Genomic DNA, 20,398 nt, shown 5'->3' with positions numbered 1-20,398 from the left:
TTAGGCTCCGGCCTGCTCTGCGATGGCGGTGTCCAACATGGGCAAACCGCGGGTGATGACCTCACCGTACAGCTCGTCGGGGTCGAGGCGGCGCAATTCGTCCGACAGGCAGTCGCGCAGGTTTCGACGGTTGAGCGTCAAGTCCTGGGTCGGCTGGCCTGGCTGGCTCAGCGTGGCAAGTCCTGGGACTTCCCGCTGCAACGAAATAACACCGGATGCCCTGGTGAGGTGCACGCCATGGATGCCCTGCGCGTGCGGTCCACGAGTGAGCTCGTACTCCACCGGAACCTGCAGCGCCATCTGCAGCCAGGCTGCGAGCAGCGTGGTCGATGGCGAGTCTGCGGCTCCCGACACCGAAATGGCGGTGACGGGCTCGTACGGCGGCTGGTCGAGCACCGCAGCGAGCTGCGTGCGCCACAGGGTCAGCCTGGTCCAGGCGAAGTCTGTGTCGCCCGGACGGTACGAGGTGCGCAAGTTGTGAATCGCAGCCTGCGGGTCGCGCTGCGCAGAGGCATCCGTGATCCGTCGGTATGCGATGCGTCCGATGGGGGAGTCTGCGGGTACCGCGGGAGCCTCATCGGGCCACCAGGCGACAACGGGAGCGTCAGAGAGCAGCAGTCCAGTGACCATGCTTTCCGGGTCACTCGCGGCCGCACCGTACGCGCGAAGAACAATGACCTCGCTCGCGCCGGCGTCTCCACCGACACGAATCTCAGCGTCGACACGGGGCACGACTGTGGGGTCGTGCGCGTCTTCCTCTGCAGCCGTCGAGATCACGATGACGCGCATCGGGTGCTCGCGTGAGGCATCGTTCGCTGCCTCGATCGCTTCTTCCTCGCGCCCAAGAGAACAGGCGATGACCAGCGTGAGAACGCGGCCGAGGGCTACAGCCCCGCCTTCCTCACGCAGGCTGACGAGTGCCTTGGAGATCTTGGCAGTCGTTGTGTTGGGCAGATCGACGATCATGGTCGCCTCCAGACGCGGCCGTCGCGGGCCAGTAGATCGTTGGCAGATGACGGACCCCAGGTGCCTGGGCGGTACTGCTCAGGCTGACCCTGTGTCGCCCAGAACTCCTCGATCGGGTCGAGGATCTTCCAGGAGAGTTCCACCTCTTCGTGACGGGGGAACAGGGGCGGGTCGCCGAGCAGAACGTCAAGGATGAGTCGCTCGTATGCCTCTGGGCTTGCCTCTGTGAACGCGTGACCATAACCGAAGTCCATGGTGACGTCGCGCACCTGCATGCCGGCGCCCGGAACCTTTGACCCGAAACGGATCGTGACTCCTTCATCCGGCTGCACGCGAATGACGAGTGCGTTCTGGCCGAGTTCAGCCGTCTGGCTGGCCTCGAACAGGTACTGCGGAGCGCGCTTGAACACAACGGCGATCTCGGTGACGCGACGGCCGAGGCGCTTACCTGCACGCAGGTAGAACGGCACCCCAGACCAGCGGCGCGTGTCAACGGTCAACCGCAATGCGGCGTACGTCTCCGTGACGGATTCAGGGTTCATGCCGTCTTCCTGCAGGAAGCCGAGCACCTCTTCACCGCCCTGCCATCCGCCGGCGTACTGGCCGCGAGCGGTTCCGGTTGCCAGGTCTTCCGGCAGCCGCACTGAGGCGAGCACCTTCTCCTTTTCCGTCCGCAGGTCTGCAGCGTCGAAGGAAATGGGTTCCTCCATCGCCGTCAGCGCCAGTAGCTGGAGCAGGTGGTTCTGGATGACGTCGCGAGCCGCACCGATACCGTCGTAGTATCCGGCACGACCGCCGACGCCGATGTCTTCTGCCATCGTGATCTGCACGTGGTCGACGTAGTTCGCGTTCCAGATCGGTTCGTACAACTGGTTGGCGAACCGCAGCGCCAGGATGTTCTGCACTGTCTCTTTACCGAGATAGTGGTCGATCCTGAAGACGGAGTCAGCCGGGAAGACCGACTCAACAACCGCGTTCAGTTCCCGCGCCGTCTTCAGGTCGCTTCCGAACGGCTTCTCAATGACGACACGTCGCCACTGGCCTTCGACCTGCTCTGCAAGGCCTGAACGGCGCAGCTGTTCGGTGACGACGGGGAAGGCCTTCGGCGGGATCGACAGGTAGAACGCATGGTTGCCCATGGTTCCGCGCACCTCGTCGAGCTCGTCGATGGTCTCCTTGAGACGCGTGAACGCGTCGTCATCGTCGAAGGTACCCGAAACGAAACGGATGCCTTCGGCCAGCTGAGCCCAGACCTCTTCCACGAACTCGGTTCGTGAGTTCTCCTTGACGGCGTCATAGACGACCTTCATGAAGTCCTGGTCGTCCCAGTCTCGACGGGCGAAACCAACGAGGGCGAAGCCCGGGGGCAGGAGCCCCCGGTTGGCGAGGTCGTAAACGGCCGGCATGAGTTTTTTACGCGACAGGTCGCCGGTGACACCGAAAATAACAAGGCTGGACGGACCAGCGATGCGATTCAGGCGGTAGTCATTCGGCGCACGCAGCGGGTTGAACTCCGGGGTAATTTCCACCGGGGACATGCAACTCCTTTGAGTTTGTTACTAAGACGGTGATCTAGCGCAGCGCGTCGAACAGGGTAATGACGTTGGCTGCGGGATTGGTCAGCGTCAGGGTGAGCACAGGGCGTCCCTGGCCGGCGAGAACGCTGGCGTCTCCGCTTGCCTGGGCTTCGATGAGCTCACCGAAGGTGAACGGGCGACCCGGGATATCGAGGTCTTCCGTCGGGGTGGCCAGAATCTGCAGGAAGACTCCGTTAGCGGGGCCGCCCTTGTGGAACTGGCCGGTGGAGTGCAGGAATCGCGGACCCCACCCGAAGGTGACAGGCCGCTTGGCGAGCGTGGCGAGCAGCGGACGGATCTCGGCCAGTTCTGGCAGTGCCAGACGGTCGACATACGCCTGCACCGACACGTAGCCGTCAGGGCCGAGTTCTTCCAGCAATGCGTCAATGGCAGAAGCGAGATCGCTTGCAGCACCGATCACATGAGGCGTACCGCGAACTTCGATGCCGTCAGAGACGAATGACGCCGGCTGCGGCTCAGGGCGAGCGTCAAGCAGGCCCCTGGTCGCAATCTTTGCCGACTCGACATCGGGCTGGTCGAACGGGTTGATGCCAAGCAGGCGACCCGCAACGACGGTGGCGTATTCCCAGACCAGGAACTGCGCACCGAGGGTTCCGCTGACGCGGATCTCGTCGGTGTCGTCGTGGCGGGGGAAGATGTTCTCCCCAGCGTCGTCAACGATGCGCACCAGCTGCACGTCGGAGAGGTTCTCCGTCAGCTCTGGGGCATTCTTCTCCAGCACGACGGGCAGGATGCCCGTGCCAAGCTTTCCGGTTGACTCAGCGATCAGCTGTTCTGCCCAGTCGGGGAAGCCGACGATGTGTGTACCGTCTGACACCAGTGCGAGCTTGTCGCGACGAGGAGTCGTCGCGGCGATTGCGGCACCCAGCACGAGGCCGGGATTCTCGGGGGAGTCGATGGCCAACGAGAGGGAGATGGACTCCGCCTCGTCGAGGAGCTCGGCGATGTCGACACCGGCGAGTCCGGACGGGACAAGTCCGAAGGCCGTGAGGGCAGAGTAACGGCCGCCAACTGTCGGGTCAGCGTTGAAGACTCGGTAGCCGGCTTCCGTAGCGGATGCCTCGAGCGGAGAACCAGGGTCGGTGACGACGATGATGCGCTCTGCGGGGTTGATGCCGGCCTCGCGGTATGCGCGCTCGAAGACGCGGCGCTGGCTGTCGGTCTCGACAGTCGAGCCTGACTTCGACGACACGACGAGGGCGGTCGCTTCGAGGCGGTCCTTCAGCGCGGCGAGCACCTGGCCGGGCGCCGTGGCGTCCAGAACGGTGAGCTCGACGCCGGCCGTAGCCGTGATGACCTCAGGGGCGAGAGATGACCCGCCCATGCCCGCGAGGGCAATGTGGGTCACGCCGGCTGCGTGAAGTGATTCACGCAGCGCGACGATCTCAGCGACGAGGGGACGAGAAACCGCGACGGATTCTGTCCAGCCGAGGCGCTTCGACGCCTCAGCTTCGGCGTCAGGTCCCCACAGGGCGGGGTCGAGCGCTGTGATGCCGGAGGCGACGAGGTCGTCAACCAGCGTGGGCACAGTGGCGCGAACGGCGTCTGCCGCTTTGCCGGTTACCGCGATGCGGAAGCTCACTTGGCACCGTCAAGGGCAGCCGTGACGGTCTCGAGCAGTTCGCCCCACGACACGATGAACTTGGCGACGCCTTCTTCTTCAAGAAGCAGCGTGACCTCGTCGTACGAGACGCCAAGGCCGGCGAGTGCGTCGAGCACAGCGTTGGCTTCGGCGTACGCGCCGGTGACAGAGTCTGCGGGGATGACGCCGTGGTCAAACGTCGCCTCCATGGTCTTCTCCGGCATGGTGTTGACGACGCCGGGTGCGACGAGCTCGGTGATGTAGAGCGTGTCGGGCAGCGTCGGGTCCTTGACACCGGTGGAAGCCCAGAGGGGGCGCTGCTTGTTGGCGCCGGCGGCGATGAGGCCGAGGGCGCGCTCGCTTGCGAACTCCTGCTCGTAGACCTGGTAGGCGAGCTGCGCGTTTGCGATGCCGGCCTTGCTCTTCAGTGCGATGGCTTCCTCGGTGCCAATGGCGTCCAGGCGGTTGTTGATCTCGGTGTCGACGCGCGACACGAAGAAGGAAGCAACCGAGTGGATCGCCCTGATGTCGATGCCGGCAGCCTTGGCCTTCTCCAGCCCGGCCAGGTACGCGTTGATGACCTGGCGGTGACGCTCGAGACTGAAGATCAGGGTGACGTTGACGCTGATGCCCTGTGCGATCGTCTCTGTGATGGCGACGAGGCCCTCAAGGGTTGCCGGGATCTTGATCATGGCGTTCGGGCGGTTGACCTTGGCCCAGAGCTGTTCTGCCTGTGCAACGGTGCCGGCTGCATCGTGTGCAAGGCCGGGCTCGACCTCGATCGACACGCGGCCGTCGAGGCCGTTCGTGCGGTCGTAGACCGGGCGGAAGATGTCGCTGGCTGCAGCAACGTCATCGGTCGTGATCTCGAAGACGGCGTCGTGAACGCTGGTGCCTGCTGCGGCGAGGGCTGCAACCTGCTCTGCGTATGCCTCGCCCTTGGCGAGTGCGCTGGCGAAGATTGTCGGGTTCGTGGTGACGCCGACGACGTTCTTCTCGTCGATGAGCTTCTGCAGGCCACCGGAGGCAATGCGCTGGCGGGACAGGTCATCGAGCCAGATGCTGACGCCGGCTGCGGAGAGCTGGGCGAGGGGGGATGTTTCAGTCATGTTCTTTGTTTCTCCTAGAAAATCCTGCGGGGGCTGGGATGCAGCCCCCGCTAAACCAGTTGGCAATTAGTGCGCTGCGAGCGATTCCTTGGCGGCGGCGACCACAGCTTCTGTGGTGATACCGAACTCGCGGAACAGGGTCTTGTAGTCGGCCGATGCGCCGAAGTGCTCGATCGAGACGCTGCGTCCCTTGTCGCCTACATAGCTCTTCCATGTCAACGCGATTCCGGCCTCAACCGATACCCGCGCGGTGATGGCGGCCGGCAGAACCGACTCGCGGTACTCGGCGCTCTGCTCTTCGAACCACTCCAGGCTGGGGGCGGACACAACGCGAGCGTTGATGCCGTCTGCCTTGAGAGCCTCGCGGGCCTCAACGGCAAGCTGAACCTCTGAACCGGTGGCGATCAGGATGACGTCCGGCGTGCCGTTTGCGGCCTCCGCCAGAACGTATGCGCCCTGGGCGACGTTGCTGGCCGAGGCGAAGACGTCACCGGAAGCTGCGCCTTCTCCACGCTCGTACACGGGGATGTTCTGGCGGGTCAGCGCGATGCCGGCTGGTCCGTTGCGACGCTCAAGCATGGTCTTCCATGCCCAGGCGGTCTCGTTCGCGTCGCCGGGGCGAACAACGTCAAGACCCGGGATCGCGCGGAGCGTTGCGAGCTGTTCGATCGGCTGGTGTGTCGGGCCATCTTCGCCGAGTGCGACGGAGTCGTGGGTCCAGACGAAGATCGACGGCGCCTTCATGAGGGCGGCAAGACGAACGGCCGGACGCATGTAGTCGCTGAAGATCAGGAAGGTTCCGCCGAACGGGCGGGTGTTTCCGTGCAGGACGATGCCGTTCAGGATCGCGGCCATGGCGTGCTCGCGGATTCCGAAGTGCAGCACGCGGCCGTACTCGTTGCCCGTCCATGCACCGGTGGAGTGCTCTGCCGGCACGAAGGATGCTGCGCCCTCGATGGTGGTGTTGTTCGACTCTGCGAGGTCGGCTGAGCCGCCCCACAGCTCGGGGATGACCGGGCCGAGTGCGTTCAGCACCTTGCCGGATGCCGCGCGAGTCGAGACTTCCTTGCCACCTTCGAAGACGGGCAGTGCCTCTTCGACGCCATCCGGCAGGTCGCCCGTGAGGATGCGGTCAAGCAGGACCTTCTTGTCAGGGTTGGCCGTTGCCCAAGCCTCGAAGGAGACATTCCACTCTGCGTGCTGCTCTGCGCCACGGACGAGGGCCTTGCGGGTGTGGGCGATGACCTCGTCAGCGACCTCGAAGCTCTGCTCTGGGTCGAAGCCCAGAACCGTCTTCACTGCGGCGAGTTCCTCTGCGCCGAGGGCTGAACCGTGGATCTTGCCAGAGTTCTGCTTCTTCGGGCTCGGCCATCCGATGATGGTCTTGAGGATGATGAGCGACGGCTTGTCCGTGACGGCCTTGGCTGCCTCGATGGCGTCGTTCAGTGCCTGGATGTCTTCGACGTATTCGCCGGTCTTCTTCCAGTCAACGACCTGGACGTCCCAGTGGTACGCCTCGTAACGAGCCTTGACGTCTTCGGTGAAGGCGATGTTGGTGTCGTCTTCAATGGAGATCTGGTTGCTGTCGTAGATCGCGATCAGGTTGCCGAGCTTCTGGTGGCCGGCGAGCGATGATGCCTCGCTGGTGACACCTTCCTGCAGGTCGCCATCACCGGCGATGACGTAGGTGAAGTGATCGAACGGGCTGGTGCCCGCCGGTGCTTCGGGGTCGAACAGTCCACGCTCGAAGCGTGCGGCGTATGCGAAGCCGACAGCGGATGCCAGGCCCTGGCCCAGCGGGCCCGTCGTGATCTCGACACCATCGGTGTGTCCGTACTCCGGGTGTCCCGGAGTCTTGGAGCCCCACGTGCGGAGCGCCTTCAGGTCGTCGAGCTCGAGGCCGTAGCCACCGAAGTAAAGCTGTACGTACTGGGTCAGCGAGCTGTGACCGACGGAGAGGATGAAGCGGTCGCGACCGATCCACTCGTTGTCGGCCGGGTCGCGCCGCATGACCTTCTGGAACAACAGATAGGCGGCGGGTGCGAGGCTCATGGCTGTGCCAGGGTGCCCATTTCCAACCTTCTCCACGGCGTCTGCCGCAAGGATGCGCGCCGTGTCTACTGCCTTGCTGTCAATGGAATCCCACTGCAATGCTGCCACTTGAAATCGACCCTTCTGAGTACAAAGAGGGCAGGTGGTCAATGACCCGCGCTCCGAATAGAGGTGTAGCGCGCCGGTAGACATCTTCGGCATCTCAGCGGCGCTGAACCGAGCGCTCACAAGGGCGCATTGATCCAGTCGCGTTGATTGGCGAGCACATTCAGTATAGGGAACCCTGAGAAGTTCGTGTCAGAATCGGCCGTCTCTCAGCGACACTTTGAGCAATTCGGAGCGCACACACAAGGTGCCGAGATGACTTAGGATTAGTGAAAATGCAATACGTAAGAGGAGCAATGGACGTCGCTGTAGAGACCCGGACCACAAGCGGATCGACAAGCGTCCGGCAGACTTTCAAGGCCTATCTGTCCCTGACGAAGCCGCGTGTTGTCGAACTGCTACTCGTTGTCACCGCACCCACCATGATTCTGGCGGAGCGGGGCATCCCGAACCTGTGGCTCATGCTTGCCACTCTCATCGGTGGTTCGCTGAGTGCCGGGTCTGCAGGTGCCTTCAACTGCTACATCGACCGCGATATCGACCGCATCATGAAGCGGACCAAAGATCGTCCGTTGGTGACGGGAGAGCTGACCGACCGCCAGGCACTCGTATTCGCGTGGGTGCTCGGAATCGCATCCATCGTGTGGCTGCTTGTCTTCACAAATTGGCAGGCCGCAGCGCTGTCACTCGGCGCCATCCTGCTGTACGTGGTCTTCTACACGATTATCCTCAAGCGCCGCACCGCGCAGAACATCATCTGGGGCGGAGTGGCCGGCTGCATGCCGGTACTCATCGGCTGGGCTGCCGTGACCGGCGATCTGTCGTGGCCGCCGTTCATCCTCTTCGCGATCATCTTCCTCTGGACCCCGCCGCACTACTGGCCGCTGTCCATGAAGTACCGCGACGACTACCAGGCAGCCGGCGTGCCGATGTTGGCCGTCGTCCGCGGGCGCACCCAGGTCGGACTGCAGGTCATCCTGTACGCATGGGCGACTGTCGCGTGCTCGTTGCTGCTGATTCCGATCGCGCAGATGGGCGTGGTCTACACCGTCGTCGCTCTCGCGAGCGGTGGCTGGTTCATCTACGAGACGCACCGCCTGTACAACCTGGCCATTCGTCACGAGCACGTTTCACCGATGCGGGTGTTCCACGGCTCGATCACCTACCTCACGCTGGTGTTCCTCGCGGTGGCCATCGACCCACTGCTGCCTTTCTAGAAAGCACCGTGAGTCCGGGCTAGAGTCCGGGCATGGGAATCACTCAGTACTTCGTCGCGTCGACGATTGACGGTTTCATCGCCGACGAGAATGACCGCATCGAGTGGCTGCTGCAGTTCGGCTTCGAGCCTTTTCAGGCCGGCTATGACGACTTCATGCGCTGGGTCGGCGCGATCGTTATGGGCGCCACGACCTACGAATACCTCCTTGGTGCCGACGAGTCGTGGGCCTATGGCGTGCTGCCAGTGTGGGTGCTCACATCACGCACGCTGCCTGCGGTACCCGGCGCCGACATCCGCTTTCACCACGGTGATGTGACGGCCGTGCACTCTGCCTCGCTCGAGGCGGCGGCCGGCAAGAACGTCTGGGTGATGGGCGGCGGCAACGTCGCTGCGCAGTTCGCGGATGCCGGCCTGCTCGACGAGCTGCTGCTCAGCATCGTTCCGATCCTGCTTGGCGCCGGAAAGCGACTGCTGCCGCTCTCAGGCCCAACGAGTCCGCTCACGCTGCAGCGGACCAGGGCGCTGTCGAACGGCGCCCTGGAACTCGCATACAGCCTGTCAGGCAGCCGCAGCTAGCGGGCGGCCGACTCCAAGCGCTCTGAGGTGGCGTCCGGCACGGAAGCGACAGGCAGCTTCAGGTTCAGGATCACGGCCACCATCGCAGCGACGAGCGCGCTGGCCAGCACCATGTGGATGCCGACGAGCATGGCGGGGAGGCCCAGGTTCGCCTGCAGGAGTCCGACGGCAATCTGGACCAGTTCGACGCCCAGCAGCAGCATGGCCCACAGCCTGGTGGGCAGCTGCAAGCGGATCGCGGCGACGACGAGCACGATGGTGAGCACGAAGGTCGCGTATGCGGGCCAGGCGTGGAAGTGCTGCATCAGCTCGGAGTTCAGGCCGTTGCGAGGAGCGTCCGCATCACCGGCGTGCGGGCCTGAGCCAGTCGTCATGATGCCGACGAGCACGGTGATGGCAACCACGAAACTCGTGATGTGGGTGAGGATCAGGTACCAGCGGGGGACCGCGGCAGCACGTGGGCCGGGCGTCGTGTACGTGCGCTGCAGGAACGCGGTGCAGAGGCCGACGAGCACAGCAGAGACGACGAAGTGCAGCCCGACGACGTACGGGTTCAGCTGGGTCAGCACGCTGATGCCGCCGATGACGGCCTGTGCAGGGATGCCGAGGCCGGCGAGCAGGGTGAGCCAGAACAGGTCGGGGCGAGACTTCCGCACGCGCAAGATGGCAATGAACGCGAGAATCGCCAGCAGGCCAAGTGCGACGCCGAGCAGGCGGTTTCCGAACTCGATGATGCCGTGGATGCCCATTTCAGGGGTGTTCACGATCGATTCGTCGGTGCACTTCGGCCAGGTGGGGCAGCCGAGCCCAGAACTGGTCAGTCGTACAAGTCCGCCAGTGCCGATCAAGAGGATCTGAGCGGCGAGGTACACCCACGCGATCACACGCAGTCGTACATCAACCCGATCGGGTACCAGTGCCCAGATCCGCTTCAACTGTTTTACTCCTTGTTCGTCAAGACTTGTGAAATCGCCGTGTGACCACTACTAAACCCACATTCAACCTGTAGAATTAGGTGTTTCATGGATCGTGCAAGTGATGTGCCCGGCGGGCAACACGCGCGAATAGTCCATGAACATCTTAGGTACGCAATGTAGCCGTCCACACAATCCGTTCCCGCGCAGGGTCTCCTTCTGGAGTGCTGTCCGGGAATGACCGGACTGATATCCGGGTTGTTGTGGATAGGAGAAGAGGTAAGTATGTCGGATGTCCTGCTTGACCGCCCCGAACTTGAGGGGCTGGGTACCTACGAATTCGGTTGGTCAGACCCTGACGCCGCTGGCGCATCTGCGCGGCGCGGAATTTCGCCGGAGGTTGTTGCCGACATTTCGGCGCTGAAGAGCGAGCCAGAATGGATGCTGAACCGCCGCCAGAAGGCCCTGCAGCTTTTTGAGCGCAAGCCAATGCCGACGTGGGGCGCAGACCTCTCTGAGATTGACTTCGACAACATCAAGTATTTCGTCCGCTCGACGGAGAAGCAGGCCCAGACCTGGGACGACCTTCCTGACGACATCAAGAACACGTACGAGAAACTCGGCATCCCAGAGGCAGAGCGCCAGCGCCTCGTCTCCGGTGTCGCAGCCCAGTACGAGTCAGAGGTTGTCTACCACCAGATCAACGAAGAACTCGAAGCCCAGGGCGTCATCTTCATGGACACCGACACGGCGCTCAAGGAGCACCCGGAGTTCTTCGAAGAGTACTTCGGCACGGTCATCCCCTCCGGCGACAACAAGTTCGCCGCCCTCAACACGGCCGTGTGGTCGGGCGGATCCTTCGTCTACGTGCCGCCTGGCGTGCACGTCGAGATCCCGCTTCAGGCCTACTTCCGCATCAACACCGAGAACATGGGCCAGTTCGAGCGCACGCTCATCATCGCCGACGAGGGCAGCTACGTTCACTACATCGAGGGCTGCACCGCCCCGATCTACAAGTCGGACTCCCTGCACTCCGCCGTCGTCGAGATCATCGTGAAGAAGAACGCCCGCGTTCGCTACACGACAATCCAGAACTGGTCGAACAACGTCTACAACCTGGTCACCAAGCGTGCGACGGCTGCTGAAGGCGCGACCATGGAGTGGATCGACGGCAACATCGGCTCAAAGGTCACCATGAAGTACCCGTCGATCTACCTGATGGGTGAGCACGCCAAGGGTGAGACCCTGTCCGTCGCATTCGCCGGCCCCGGCCAGCACCAGGATGCCGGCGCCAAGATGATCCACATGGCTCCGTACACGCAGTCATCCATCGTCTCCAAGTCGATCGCCCGTGGCGGCGGCCGCGCCGGATACCGCGGTGAGGTGCGAGTGGATGCCGCTGCGCACCACTCAGCGAACACCGTGCGCTGCGACGCGCTGCTGGTCGACACCAAGTCGCGTTCAGACACGTACCCGGCCATCGACATCCGTGTTGACGACGTGCAGCTCGGCCACGAGGCCACGGTCTCGCGGGTCAGCGAAGAGCAGCTCTTCTACCTGATGAGCCGCGGCATGCCTGAAGACGAGGCCATGGCCATGATCGTGCGTGGCTTCATCGAACCAATCGCCAGGGAGCTCCCGATGGAGTACGCCCTCGAACTCAATAAGCTCATCGAAATGGGCATGGAAGGATCCGTCGGCTAAATGACCGCCGCCTCTGCGCCAGCATCAAGCGCTTCAACAGCTATGCCCACGAACGAACAGCACGGTATCAAAGAGCATTCAGACGGTCGGTTCGGGTTCGTTCCCGTTCAGACACGGTCGGATCGCTTCAAGAGCGTCAACGTCACCGACTTCGAGGCCGTCACCGGTCGCGAAGCGGTGTGGAAGCTCTCTCCCGTCGGCAAGTTCACCGACCTTACAGGGGGAGACCTCGACGGCTCGCCGTACCAGATCCAGTCAACGGATGCCCCCGGCATCTCCGTTGAGTGGGTCGGTCGCGACGACGCCAGGATCGGCACCGCCGGCACCCCTGAAGAGCGCGCATCCGCCAACGCCTGGACCAACTTCGAGCAGGCCTTGGCCGTCACCGTCAGCGGTGAAGAGGCCAAGGAGATCACGATCACTCGTGCCCAGCTTGGCGATGCTCCTCGTGCAGCCCACACGATCATCGAGGCCAAGCCGTTCAGCCAGGCCGTTGTGATCCTGCAGAACACCGGATCTGCCCGCCTCACGGAGAACGTCGAGATCATCCTCGGCGAATCGGCGAACCTCACCGTCGTCACGCTCCAGGAGTGGGATGGCGCGGCCGTGCAGCTCGCGAACCACTTCGCCTCCGTCGGCCGCGACGCCAGGCTCAAGCACGTTGTCGTATCCCTCGGCGGCAGCATCGTTCGGGTCAACCCGTCGATTCACCTCGCCGGCGCAGGCTCCGACATCGAGGCGCTCGGCCTCTACTTCGCGGATGCCGGCCAGCACCTCGAGCAGCAGGTGTACGTCAACCACGACGCACCCCACAGCCGCAGCCGTGTGACGTACAAGGGTGCGCTGCAGGGCGACGGTGCGCGCACCGTGTGGATCGGCGATGTGCTCATCGGCAATTCAGCTCCTGGCACCGACAGCTACGAGCAGAACCGCAACCTGGTTCTCACCGAGGGCACGCGCGCAGACTCGATCCCGAACCTCGAGATCGAAACCGGCGACATCCTCGGGGCTGGCCACGCGAGTGCGACCGGCCGTTTTGATGACGAGCAGTTGTTTTACCTGCAGTCCCGTGGAATCTCGGAGGACGAGGCCCGGCGCCTGGTCGTGCGTGGATTCCTCACCGAAATCGTGCAGCAGATCGGTTCGCCGGCGCTCGAAGAGCGCTTGCAGAAGGCGATCGAAGCAGAACTCCGCGGAACGGATGTGAAGTAGATCATGGCATCCGTCAAGATTTGTGCCCTCGACGACCTGACGCCGAACGAAGCTGTCAAGGTCGAGATCGACGGGCTGCCCATCGCGGTCGTCCGCGACTCAGCCGGCGACGTCTTCGCCATCGGTGACACGTGCACCCACGGTGATATCTCGCTGTCTGAGGGTTTCGTCGAAGACGACACCCTTGAATGCTGGGCCCACGGGTCCAAGTTCTCGCTGCGCACCGGCAAGCCGATCACGCTCCCAGCCTACGAACCGGTGCCGGTGTACCAGGTGTCACTGGTCGACGGCGATGTCTACATCGACCCGGCCGTCACCATTCCCGTCTGAGAACCAGACCTGCACCTGTCCGCTGCACAGCATCCGGCGTCCAGACGCCAATTTTTATACGAAGAAAGTGAATTTCATGTCTGTTCTTGAGATCAAAGACCTGCACGTCAGTGTCGAGACCGACCAGGGCACCAAGCAGATCCTGCGGGGCGTCAACCTCACCATCAACGAGGGCGAGATCCACGCGATCATGGGCCCCAATGGCTCAGGTAAGTCAACACTGGCGTACACGATCGCCGGTCACCCGAAGTACCACGTCGAGAGCGGATCCATCCTGCTCGACGGCGCAGAGGTGCTGACGATGACCGTCGACGAGCGTGCACGCGCCGGTCTGTTCCTGGCCATGCAGTACCCGGTCGAGATCCCCGGTGTGTCCGTCACCAACTTCCTGCGCACCGCGAAGACCGCGATCGACGGCGAAGCTCCCGCGATCCGCAGCTGGATCAAGGAAGTCCGTGAGGCAATGACCAAGCTGCGCATGGACAAGTCCTTCGCAGAGCGCAACGTGAACGAGGGCTTCTCCGGTGGAGAGAAGAAGCGTCACGAGATCCTGCAGCTCGAGCTTCTGAAGCCGAAGTTCGCCGTGCTCGACGAGACCGACTCTGGCCTCGACGTCGACGCGCTGAAGATCGTGTCTGAGGGCGTCAACCGTGCCAAGGAGAACTCCGACCTCGGTATTCTCCTCATCACGCACTACACGCGCATCCTGCGTTACATCAAGCCGGACTTCGTGCACGTGTTCGTCAATGGACGCGTCGCAGAGCAGGGTGGCTCTGAGCTGGCCGACCGTCTTGAAGATGAGGGATACGATCGCTATCTCGAAGCGTCGAACGTAGGCTAGTCGCATGGTTTCAACGCTCAGTCCCACGCGCTACGACGAAATCGAAGAAGCGCTCAAAGACGTCATGGATCCAGAGCTCGGCATCAACGTCGTCGACCTCGGTCTGATCTATGACCTTGGTTGGGATGACGAGAACGACGCTCTCATCATCCACATGACCCTGACCTCCGCTGGCTGCCCTCTCACCGATGTGCTCGAAGAGCAGACGGCTGAGGCGCTCGATGGCGTTGTCGACCAGTTCCGCATCAACTGGGTGTGGATGCCGCCGTGGGGTCCTGAAAAGATCACCGATGACGGCCGTGACATGATGCGTGCCCTCGGGTTCGCCATCTAACACTCGTTCTGTGAGCGGGCGGATGTCCGTTGTTTCACCAATTCGGCGTGCGCGCCGTTTCCATAAGTTTCATACTTGTGGAAACGGCGCACATGCCGTTTTGTGCGAAATGGGGCATTGTGCGGCATCGTCGACGTGTGGCGCCCAGCCTGATGGTGGCGCTCGTGTGTGCCCTGGCCACACTGTCTGCCTGTTCGTTGTCGACGGACAGGCGTCTCGTCGAGGGCGAAGCAGAACAGCTGACCGATGCGTCGTTCTATGAACTTGCTGAGCCTGTAGCCCCAGGGGAACCAGGCGACATCGTGCGCACTGAACCCATTGAGAGTGCGCCTGACGGCACCAAGGCGTGGCGCGTGCTCTATCACTCGCGGGATGTTCACGGGTCTGACATCGTGGTCTCCGGCACGGTGCTGGCCCCTGATGTGTCTGGCGCGGTGTCGGACCGGGCAATCGTGTCCTGGGCGCATCCAACGACCGGTGCGGCCGAGCATTGTGCGCCGTCACGAGGCGTTGATCCGTTCCTCCTGGTCGAAGGGGCACGTGCCATGGTGAAGGCCGGGTACGTCGTTGTCTCCACCGACTACCCGGGCCTCGGGGTGGCCGGCCCCGATTCATACCTCATCGGTACAAGTGAGGGGAACAGCGTGCTTGACGTGGCACGCGCGGCTCGCCTTATTCCAGACGCACACGCCGGAGCCGATCTTCTGCTGTGGGGACACTCGCAGGGTGGCCAGGCCGCGCTCTTCGCCGGGCAGGATGCGGCGTCGTACGCTCCAGAGCTGAACCTCACAGCCGTCGCTGTCGCGGCACCGGCGGCAAACCTTGCTCAGCTATTCGCCGATCATCTCAGCGATGCCTCAGGCGTCACGATCGGCTCCTATGCATTCTCGGCCTACGTCTCTGTATACGCGGCTGAGTATCCAGGCCTCTCGCTGACGTCGATTCTCACGGAGGCCGGCGCGAAAGCGACTCCGGCTATGGCGCAGCTGTGCCTGATCAGTCAGCACCCCTGGCTGCACGCCGATGCCGAGAAGCTGGTTGGGAATTACACCACGGTGAACCCGACCTCAATCGAACCGTGGGCAACGCTGCTCGCTCTGAACACTCCAGGGGGAAAACCGCTTGGCGTTCCCTTGCTCATCGCGCAGGGGGAGAAGGACACTCTCGTTCTTCCCGCTGCCACTGCAGCATTCGTCGCTGCAGAGTGTGCGTCGGGGGAGCATGTGATCTACGACACGATTCCGAAGGCCACGCACGGCACGGTTGCTCTTGATGCTGTGACGACGGTCGTGGAGTTCTTTGCGGCCGCCAGCGCTGGAGCGCCGCCAGCCTCGACCTGTCCCTGATGTGTTGCCTGCCTGCTATGCCGGCCGCCTGGCTATGCCGTGAGCCGCGCGCCGGAGCGATGCACGATGTGGTCAGCGACATAGGCTGCGTCGCGACCGACCCCGCCCATGAGCGCGGAAGTCAGCGCGTACTGGAACGGAATCCCCACGAAGTAGAGACCAGGCAGGTCGGGCAGCACGCCGCGATCCTGGTCTGGCCAGCCGTCCTGGCGAAGCGGCAGCCCGTCGATGAAGCGGAAGTCAGGGCGATATCCCGTTGCCCAGATCACGGTGGTGGGAGTCAGGCGCTGGCCGTCCTCTGTGACGGGCCGGCCGTCATCCACTCTCTCGATCCTGCCGACCCTCGTCACGCCGGCGGCATCGATATCACGTGTTGAAATGCCAATCAGCGGGGCACCCTTCTGGGTGAAGCCGACCGCGGCGCGACGGCCAATGGGCGTGCTGCGGGTGAGCACGGAGTTGATGAAGCGCCAGTACGCGCCACTCGCATACCGCAGCGCTGCTTCGGGAACATGCGGTGTCGGGCGACCGGCCAGCGTGACCGGATGTGTGTGGGCCAGCTCGCGTGCGATCTCTGAGCCTGAGGTTCCCGCGCCGATGACCAACACAGGACCATCCGGGAGCAGCGACGGTCGACGATAATCCGTTGTGTGCAGTTGGGCGATCGAGGGATCCAGCTCACCCGCTATCGCTGGAATGTGTGGAACAGTATGGGAGCCCGTCGCGACGACGACGTTCTCTGTGACAAATACCGCTGGACCGGCGATCGGACCAGCGGCCGGGCCTGCAATGCTGACCTGCCACCCTTCGGGCGTCATGGCCACCCTGCTCACGACGGTGCCCGTGCGAATGTTCAGGCCCCACCGATCCGCATAGGACTGGTGATACGCCGCAACGGCGTCTTTGCCTGGCATGCTGTCTGGTGGGGCAGGGAACCTGAGGCCGGGGAGGCCATCGTGCCTGGCCGGTGTGAAGAGAGCCAGCGAGTCCCATCGATCGCGCCACACGTCGCCGACCCTGTCCCGCGCCTCGAGCACGAGCGGCTCGGCGGGGAGCAGTGACGCCTCTGTGCGCATCCACGCCGTCGGCAGCATGGACGTATCGCTGGCATGAACGCGCGCGGCGACGAGCTGTTTCTGCAGTGCGTGGGCAACGGCGAGGCCTGCCTGGCCGCCGCCGATGACAATGGTGTGGAGCAGACGCGGTGCGTGATCGTCGTGCATGATGCCCTCCAGCCGGTGGACCGATTCGTGGCACACAGTATCTGGCACGGCGCTCAGGGGACAGCCACCAACAGCAGTCCGGTGCCGCGTCATCAGTGATTAGAATATCACTCCAGTCACTGGAACGGTATGCTAATCAAGTGATGACAACCGCGGAATCCCGGCCGACTCGACCCTCAAGACGCGATCTACAGAGCGCGGCGACGCGGGATGCCGTGGTCAGGGCAGCCAGTGCGCTGATGCTCGAGCGCGGGTACATCCCAACATCCATCACCGCTATCGCACGGGAAGCAAACGTTGCGGTGCAGACGATTTACAACTCGATCGGCGGCAAAGCGGAGCTGCTGGCAGCGGTGCTCGACCACCTCGCAGCTGGCCCAGATGCTCCTGCCCTCGTTCCGGATGTCATGCGCGCTCGGGTCAGTGAGGCGCGCACGCCGGCCGATGTGGTGACGATCATGACCAACTGGTTCGTTGACGTCAACCAGCGCACGGCTCGCATCAACCAGGTCATCAGCCAGGCGGCATCCGTTGACCCCGATGTGGCAGAGCTGGAGCAGCGACGTTCTGCGAGACGGCTGCACAACTATGGGGAAGCCGCCTCACGCCTCCGTGCGCTGCGTGGGTTGCGGAGCGGCCTGAGCGACCACGAGGCGGCCGCAGCGCTCTGGTCCATCGGGCATCCGCAGATTTATCGGTCTCTTGTCGGCGACATCGGCTGGTCAGCGGATGCGTATCGCCAGTGGGTCAGAACGTCCCTGACGGCACTGTTGGCATAGTGCGCGTACTCGGGCAGCCGCGCGAGGAAATATACTAGAGAGTTGGTCCAGTCGGACCCGAACCTCACCATCACCTTCGAACGGACTATTGCTGTGCTCAGTGTGCAAGATCTCGAAATCCGAGTTGGAGCACGCGTGCTCATGGAGGGCGTGAATTTCCGCGTCTCCGCAGGCGACAAAATCGGTCTGGTCGGGCGTAACGGTGCGGGTAAGACCACACTGACCAAGACGCTTGCGGGGGAGACCCTGCCCACCAAGGGCAAGATCGATCGCATCGGTGAGATCGGCTACCTGCCGCAGGACCCGCGCTCAGGCGACCCGGAGATGCTCGCCCGCACGCGCATCCTCGATGCGCGTGGCCTCGGCACGATCGCGCTCGGAATGCATGAGTCGAGCCTGCTTATGGGCGATTCGGATGAATCTGTCAGCTCAGCCGCCATGCGCAAGTACTCCCGATTGACCGACCAGTTCAACGCGCTCGGCGGCTACTCAGCCGAGGCGGAAGCTGCGTCGATCGCCAGCAACCTGAGCCTCCCAGACCACATCCTCGACCAGCAGCTGAAGACGCTCTCCGGTGGACAGCGTCGACGCATCGAACTCGCACGCATCCTGTTCTCTGCCGCAGAGACGATGATCCTCGATGAGCCCACCAACCACCTCGACGCCGATTCAGTGGTCTGGTTGCGCGAATACGTCAAGAACTACCGCGGCGGATGCATCATGATCAGCCACGACATCGAGCTCGTCGGCGAGTCGGTCAACCGCGTCTTCTACCTCGACGCGAACCGCACCGTCATCGACGTGTACAACATGGGCTGGAAGCACTACCTGCGCCAGCGTGCATCTGACGAGGAGCGTCGCCGCAAGGAGCGCACGAACGTCGAAAAGAAGGCCTCTACCCTGCAGCTGCAGGCTGCCAAGTTCGGCGCCAAGGCCAGCAAGGCTGCCTCAGCGCACCAGATGGTTGCTCGCGCTGAGAAGATGCTCTCCGGACTGGAAGAAGTGCGCGCTGTCGACCGCGTGGCCAAGCTGCGCTTCCCAGAGCCTGCTCCCTGTGGGCGCACGCCGCTTATGGCGACCAACCTGTCGAAGAGCTACGGCTCCCTCGAGATCTTCACGGCCGTCGACCTCGCGATCGACCGTGGCTCCAAGGTCGTCATCCTGGGCCTGAACGGTGCCGGAAAGACCACCCTCTTGCGCATGCTCGCCGGCGTCGACAAATCGGACACCGGTGAGATCCTGCCCGGCCACGGCCTGCGTATCGGCTACTACGCCCAGGAGCACGAGACGATCGACGTCAAGCGCTCCGTGTTGCAGAACATGGTGTCGTCGTCGCCCAACATCACTGAGATGGAAGCCAGGCGCGTGCTCGGCTCGTTCCTGTTCACCGGTGATGACTCCAACAAGCTGGCCGGCGTGCTGTCTGGTGGCGAGAAGACCAGGCTCGCCCTGGCCATGATCGTTGTCTCCGGCGCCAACGTGTTGCTGCTTGACGAACCGACTAACAACCTCGACCCAGCCAGCCGCGAGGAAATCCTCGACGCCCTGGCGAACTATGCCGGCGCTGTTGTCCTGGTCAGCCACGACGAGGGTGCCGTCGAGGCGCTGAACCCCGAGCGCGTCCTCATCCTGCCTGACGGTGTTGAAGACCACTGGAACAAGGACTACCTCGACCTGATCACGCTTGCGTAGCAGGGTGTAGCAACACGAAGGGCCGGGAATCTGATTCCCGGCCCTTTCTGTCATGATGGCGCCATGCGTTATACCCCCGACTACATCGTCACAGACCCTGAGGAAGTCAAGCGGTTGATCCGCGAGAACCCCTGGGCAACCATCGTCTCCAGTACCGCGAAAGGACTGGTGGCGTCGCATTATCCGGTCATTCTGGAAGAGGATAGCGACGGCATCAGCATCGTCAGTCATGTCGGTCGTCCAGACGACCGCGCCCTTGAGCTGGGGGAGCACGAGGTCATGATCATCATCCAGGGCCCACACGGCTACGTGTCGCCTGGCTGGTACGACGGCAAGCCGGCTGTGCCGACGTGGAACCACGTCACGGCGCACCTCTACGGCACGCCAGAGGTGCTGAGTGATGAGGAGAATTGGCGGATGCTCAGCACGCTCGTGCAGCACTTCGAACACAAGCTGCCAGAGCCGAACCTGCTCGAGGACAACGAAGAGTACGGCCGCCGCATCGTGTCTGGCACCGTCGGATTCCGGCTGCTCGTCGACAGGTTCGAGGCCCGCGCAAAGCTCAGCCAGGACAAGACAGACGAGATCGTCGGCCATGTTGTTGCCGAGCTCGAACACGGCGAGAACTACGCCCACCCCGACCTCGCAGCGGAGATGCGCAGGGTGCACGACAAGTGAGCGCGTTTGTAGCGACTGGCCCGATGGCAGCGCCTGCGGAAGACCTGCGCAGGTAATAGGAAGGTGCAGGCCCGTATTCTTGAGGCTTCGCGGTCGTGCCGATGTCCGGCAATCGCTACACAGTCACACGAGTACAAA

Annotated in this window: 18 protein-coding genes; 11 read left to right on the top strand and 7 right to left on the bottom strand. The window is 63.2% G+C overall.

Features of this window, described 5'->3' with window-relative positions; all coding sequences use genetic code 11:
• From AC25Z0_RS05405 to tkt, 5 genes are all read right to left on the bottom strand, one after another.
• Positions 1 to 966, bottom strand: coding sequence for a glucose-6-phosphate dehydrogenase assembly protein OpcA (locus tag AC25Z0_RS05405; RefSeq protein ID WP_488119171.1), 966 nt, complete (start codon positions 964 to 966; stop codon positions 1 to 3).
• Positions 963 to 2,504 carry a glucose-6-phosphate dehydrogenase gene (zwf, locus tag AC25Z0_RS05400; protein ID WP_488119170.1) on the bottom strand — a complete coding sequence of 514 codons (1,542 nt, stop codon included), beginning with the start codon at positions 2,502 to 2,504 and terminating at the stop codon, positions 963 to 965. Before zwf ends, AC25Z0_RS05405 begins: the two co-directional genes overlap by 4 nt.
• A gap of 34 nt (positions 2,505 to 2,538) precedes the next feature.
• The gene (locus AC25Z0_RS05395; protein ID WP_488132540.1) at positions 2,539 to 4,146 is read right to left on the bottom strand and encodes a glucose-6-phosphate isomerase; all 1,608 of its coding nucleotides are present in this window, start codon (positions 4,144 to 4,146) and stop codon (positions 2,539 to 2,541) included.
• Positions 4,143 to 5,255 carry a transaldolase gene (gene tal, locus AC25Z0_RS05390; RefSeq protein WP_488132539.1) on the bottom strand — a complete coding sequence of 371 codons (1,113 nt, stop codon included), beginning with the start codon at positions 5,253 to 5,255 and terminating at the stop codon, positions 4,143 to 4,145. Before tal ends, AC25Z0_RS05395 begins: the two co-directional genes overlap by 4 nt.
• 66 nt (positions 5,256 to 5,321) lie before the next feature.
• On the bottom strand, positions 5,322 to 7,415 hold the full coding sequence (tkt, locus tag AC25Z0_RS05385; protein WP_488132538.1) for a transketolase: 2,094 nt from the start codon (positions 7,413 to 7,415) through the stop codon (positions 5,322 to 5,324).
• Positions 7,416 to 7,708: 293 nt separating this feature from the next.
• On the opposite strand from tkt, the gene AC25Z0_RS05380 reads away from it, so the two are divergent.
• On the top strand, positions 7,709 to 8,629 hold the full coding sequence (locus AC25Z0_RS05380) for a heme o synthase (protein ID WP_488132537.1): 921 nt from the start codon (positions 7,709 to 7,711) through the stop codon (positions 8,627 to 8,629).
• A 32-nt stretch (positions 8,630 to 8,661) separates the two neighbouring features.
• Positions 8,662 to 9,207, top strand: coding sequence for a dihydrofolate reductase family protein (locus AC25Z0_RS05375; RefSeq protein WP_488132536.1), 546 nt, complete (start codon positions 8,662 to 8,664; stop codon positions 9,205 to 9,207).
• Here the strand turns inward: AC25Z0_RS05375 and AC25Z0_RS05370 are convergent.
• Positions 9,204 to 10,142, bottom strand: a complete 939-nt coding sequence (locus AC25Z0_RS05370) for a COX15/CtaA family protein (protein ID WP_488132535.1) — start codon at positions 10,140 to 10,142, stop codon at positions 9,204 to 9,206. The two genes, AC25Z0_RS05375 and AC25Z0_RS05370, sit on opposite strands and share 4 nt — an antisense overlap.
• 264 nt (positions 10,143 to 10,406) lie before the next feature.
• Between AC25Z0_RS05370 and sufB the strand changes: the two genes are divergently transcribed.
• The 6 genes from sufB (at position 10,407) to AC25Z0_RS05340 (ending at position 15,888) form a co-directional block, all read left to right on the top strand.
• Positions 10,407 to 11,825, top strand: coding sequence for a Fe-S cluster assembly protein SufB (gene sufB / locus AC25Z0_RS05365; RefSeq protein ID WP_488119163.1), 1,419 nt, complete (start codon positions 10,407 to 10,409; stop codon positions 11,823 to 11,825).
• Complete coding sequence (sufD, locus tag AC25Z0_RS05360; protein WP_488132534.1) at positions 11,826 to 13,037, top strand: Fe-S cluster assembly protein SufD; 1,212 nt, start codon at positions 11,826 to 11,828, stop codon at positions 13,035 to 13,037.
• Between the two features lie 3 nt (positions 13,038 to 13,040).
• Positions 13,041 to 13,367, top strand: a complete 327-nt coding sequence (locus AC25Z0_RS05355) for a non-heme iron oxygenase ferredoxin subunit (protein ID WP_488119161.1) — start codon at positions 13,041 to 13,043, stop codon at positions 13,365 to 13,367.
• A gap of 76 nt (positions 13,368 to 13,443) precedes the next feature.
• The gene (sufC, locus tag AC25Z0_RS05350) at positions 13,444 to 14,208 is read left to right on the top strand and encodes a Fe-S cluster assembly ATPase SufC (protein ID WP_488119160.1); all 765 of its coding nucleotides are present in this window, start codon (positions 13,444 to 13,446) and stop codon (positions 14,206 to 14,208) included.
• A 4-nt stretch (positions 14,209 to 14,212) separates the two neighbouring features.
• Positions 14,213 to 14,542, top strand: coding sequence for a metal-sulfur cluster assembly factor (locus AC25Z0_RS05345; RefSeq protein ID WP_488119159.1), 330 nt, complete (start codon positions 14,213 to 14,215; stop codon positions 14,540 to 14,542).
• Between the two features lie 137 nt (positions 14,543 to 14,679).
• Complete coding sequence (locus tag AC25Z0_RS05340) at positions 14,680 to 15,888, top strand: lipase family protein (protein ID WP_488132533.1); 1,209 nt, start codon at positions 14,680 to 14,682, stop codon at positions 15,886 to 15,888.
• 32 nt (positions 15,889 to 15,920) lie between these two features.
• Here AC25Z0_RS05340 and AC25Z0_RS05335 read toward each other — a convergent pair whose 3' ends face one another.
• A complete protein-coding gene (locus AC25Z0_RS05335) occupies positions 15,921 to 17,111 on the bottom strand; it encodes a flavin-containing monooxygenase (protein WP_488132532.1) in 1,191 nt (396 codons plus the stop codon).
• 143 nt (positions 17,112 to 17,254) lie between these two features.
• On the opposite strand from AC25Z0_RS05335, the gene AC25Z0_RS05330 reads away from it, so the two are divergent.
• The 3 genes from AC25Z0_RS05330 to AC25Z0_RS05320 all read left to right on the top strand — a co-directional run bounded on the left by AC25Z0_RS05330 (position 17,255) and on the right by AC25Z0_RS05320 (position 20,260).
• Positions 17,255 to 17,890, top strand: a complete 636-nt coding sequence (locus AC25Z0_RS05330; RefSeq protein ID WP_488119527.1) for a TetR/AcrR family transcriptional regulator — start codon at positions 17,255 to 17,257, stop codon at positions 17,888 to 17,890.
• 93 nt (positions 17,891 to 17,983) lie between these two features.
• On the top strand, positions 17,984 to 19,582 hold the full coding sequence (locus AC25Z0_RS05325; RefSeq protein WP_488119526.1) for an ABC-F family ATP-binding cassette domain-containing protein: 1,599 nt from the start codon (positions 17,984 to 17,986) through the stop codon (positions 19,580 to 19,582).
• A 63-nt stretch (positions 19,583 to 19,645) separates the two neighbouring features.
• Positions 19,646 to 20,260 (top strand): FMN-binding negative transcriptional regulator, encoded by a 615-nt coding sequence (locus AC25Z0_RS05320; protein ID WP_488119156.1) that lies wholly within the window; start codon positions 19,646 to 19,648, stop codon positions 20,258 to 20,260.
• The last annotated feature ends 138 nt before the right edge of the window (positions 20,261 to 20,398 follow it).

It is taken from the genome of Leifsonia sp. Y862 (assembly GCF_057669585.1).
Note: the sequence above shows the minus strand (reverse complement) of the source record. Positions and strands in the feature narration are given on the sequence as shown.

What these genes read in the sequence shown, in the direction of transcription:
- AC25Z0_RS05345 (WP_488119159.1), top strand. Translation starts at nt 14,213, where the DNA reads ATGGTTTCAACGCTCAGTCCCACGCGCTACGACGAAATCGAAGAAGCG.
- AC25Z0_RS05320 (WP_488119156.1), top strand. Translation starts at nt 19,646, where the DNA reads ATGCGTTATACCCCCGACTACATCGTCACAGACCCTGAGGAAGTCAAG.
- AC25Z0_RS05405 (WP_488119171.1), bottom strand. Translation starts at nt 966, where the DNA reads ATGATCGTCGATCTGCCCAACACAACGACTGCCAAGATCTCCAAGGCA.
- AC25Z0_RS05380 (WP_488132537.1), top strand. Translation starts at nt 7,709, where the DNA reads ATGGACGTCGCTGTAGAGACCCGGACCACAAGCGGATCGACAAGCGTC.
- AC25Z0_RS05330 (WP_488119527.1), top strand. Translation starts at nt 17,255, where the DNA reads ATGACAACCGCGGAATCCCGGCCGACTCGACCCTCAAGACGCGATCTA.
- sufC (WP_488119160.1), top strand. Translation starts at nt 13,444, where the DNA reads ATGTCTGTTCTTGAGATCAAAGACCTGCACGTCAGTGTCGAGACCGAC.
- tal (WP_488132539.1), bottom strand. Translation starts at nt 5,255, where the DNA reads ATGACTGAAACATCCCCCCTCGCCCAGCTCTCCGCAGCCGGCGTCAGC.
- zwf (WP_488119170.1), bottom strand. Translation starts at nt 2,504, where the DNA reads ATGTCCCCGGTGGAAATTACCCCGGAGTTCAACCCGCTGCGTGCGCCG.
- AC25Z0_RS05335 (WP_488132532.1), bottom strand. Translation starts at nt 17,111, where the DNA reads ATGCACGACGATCACGCACCGCGTCTGCTCCACACCATTGTCATCGGC.
- AC25Z0_RS05375 (WP_488132536.1), top strand. Translation starts at nt 8,662, where the DNA reads ATGGGAATCACTCAGTACTTCGTCGCGTCGACGATTGACGGTTTCATC.
- sufB (WP_488119163.1), top strand. Translation starts at nt 10,407, where the DNA reads ATGTCGGATGTCCTGCTTGACCGCCCCGAACTTGAGGGGCTGGGTACC.
- sufD (WP_488132534.1), top strand. Translation starts at nt 11,826, where the DNA reads ATGACCGCCGCCTCTGCGCCAGCATCAAGCGCTTCAACAGCTATGCCC.
- AC25Z0_RS05355 (WP_488119161.1), top strand. Translation starts at nt 13,041, where the DNA reads ATGGCATCCGTCAAGATTTGTGCCCTCGACGACCTGACGCCGAACGAA.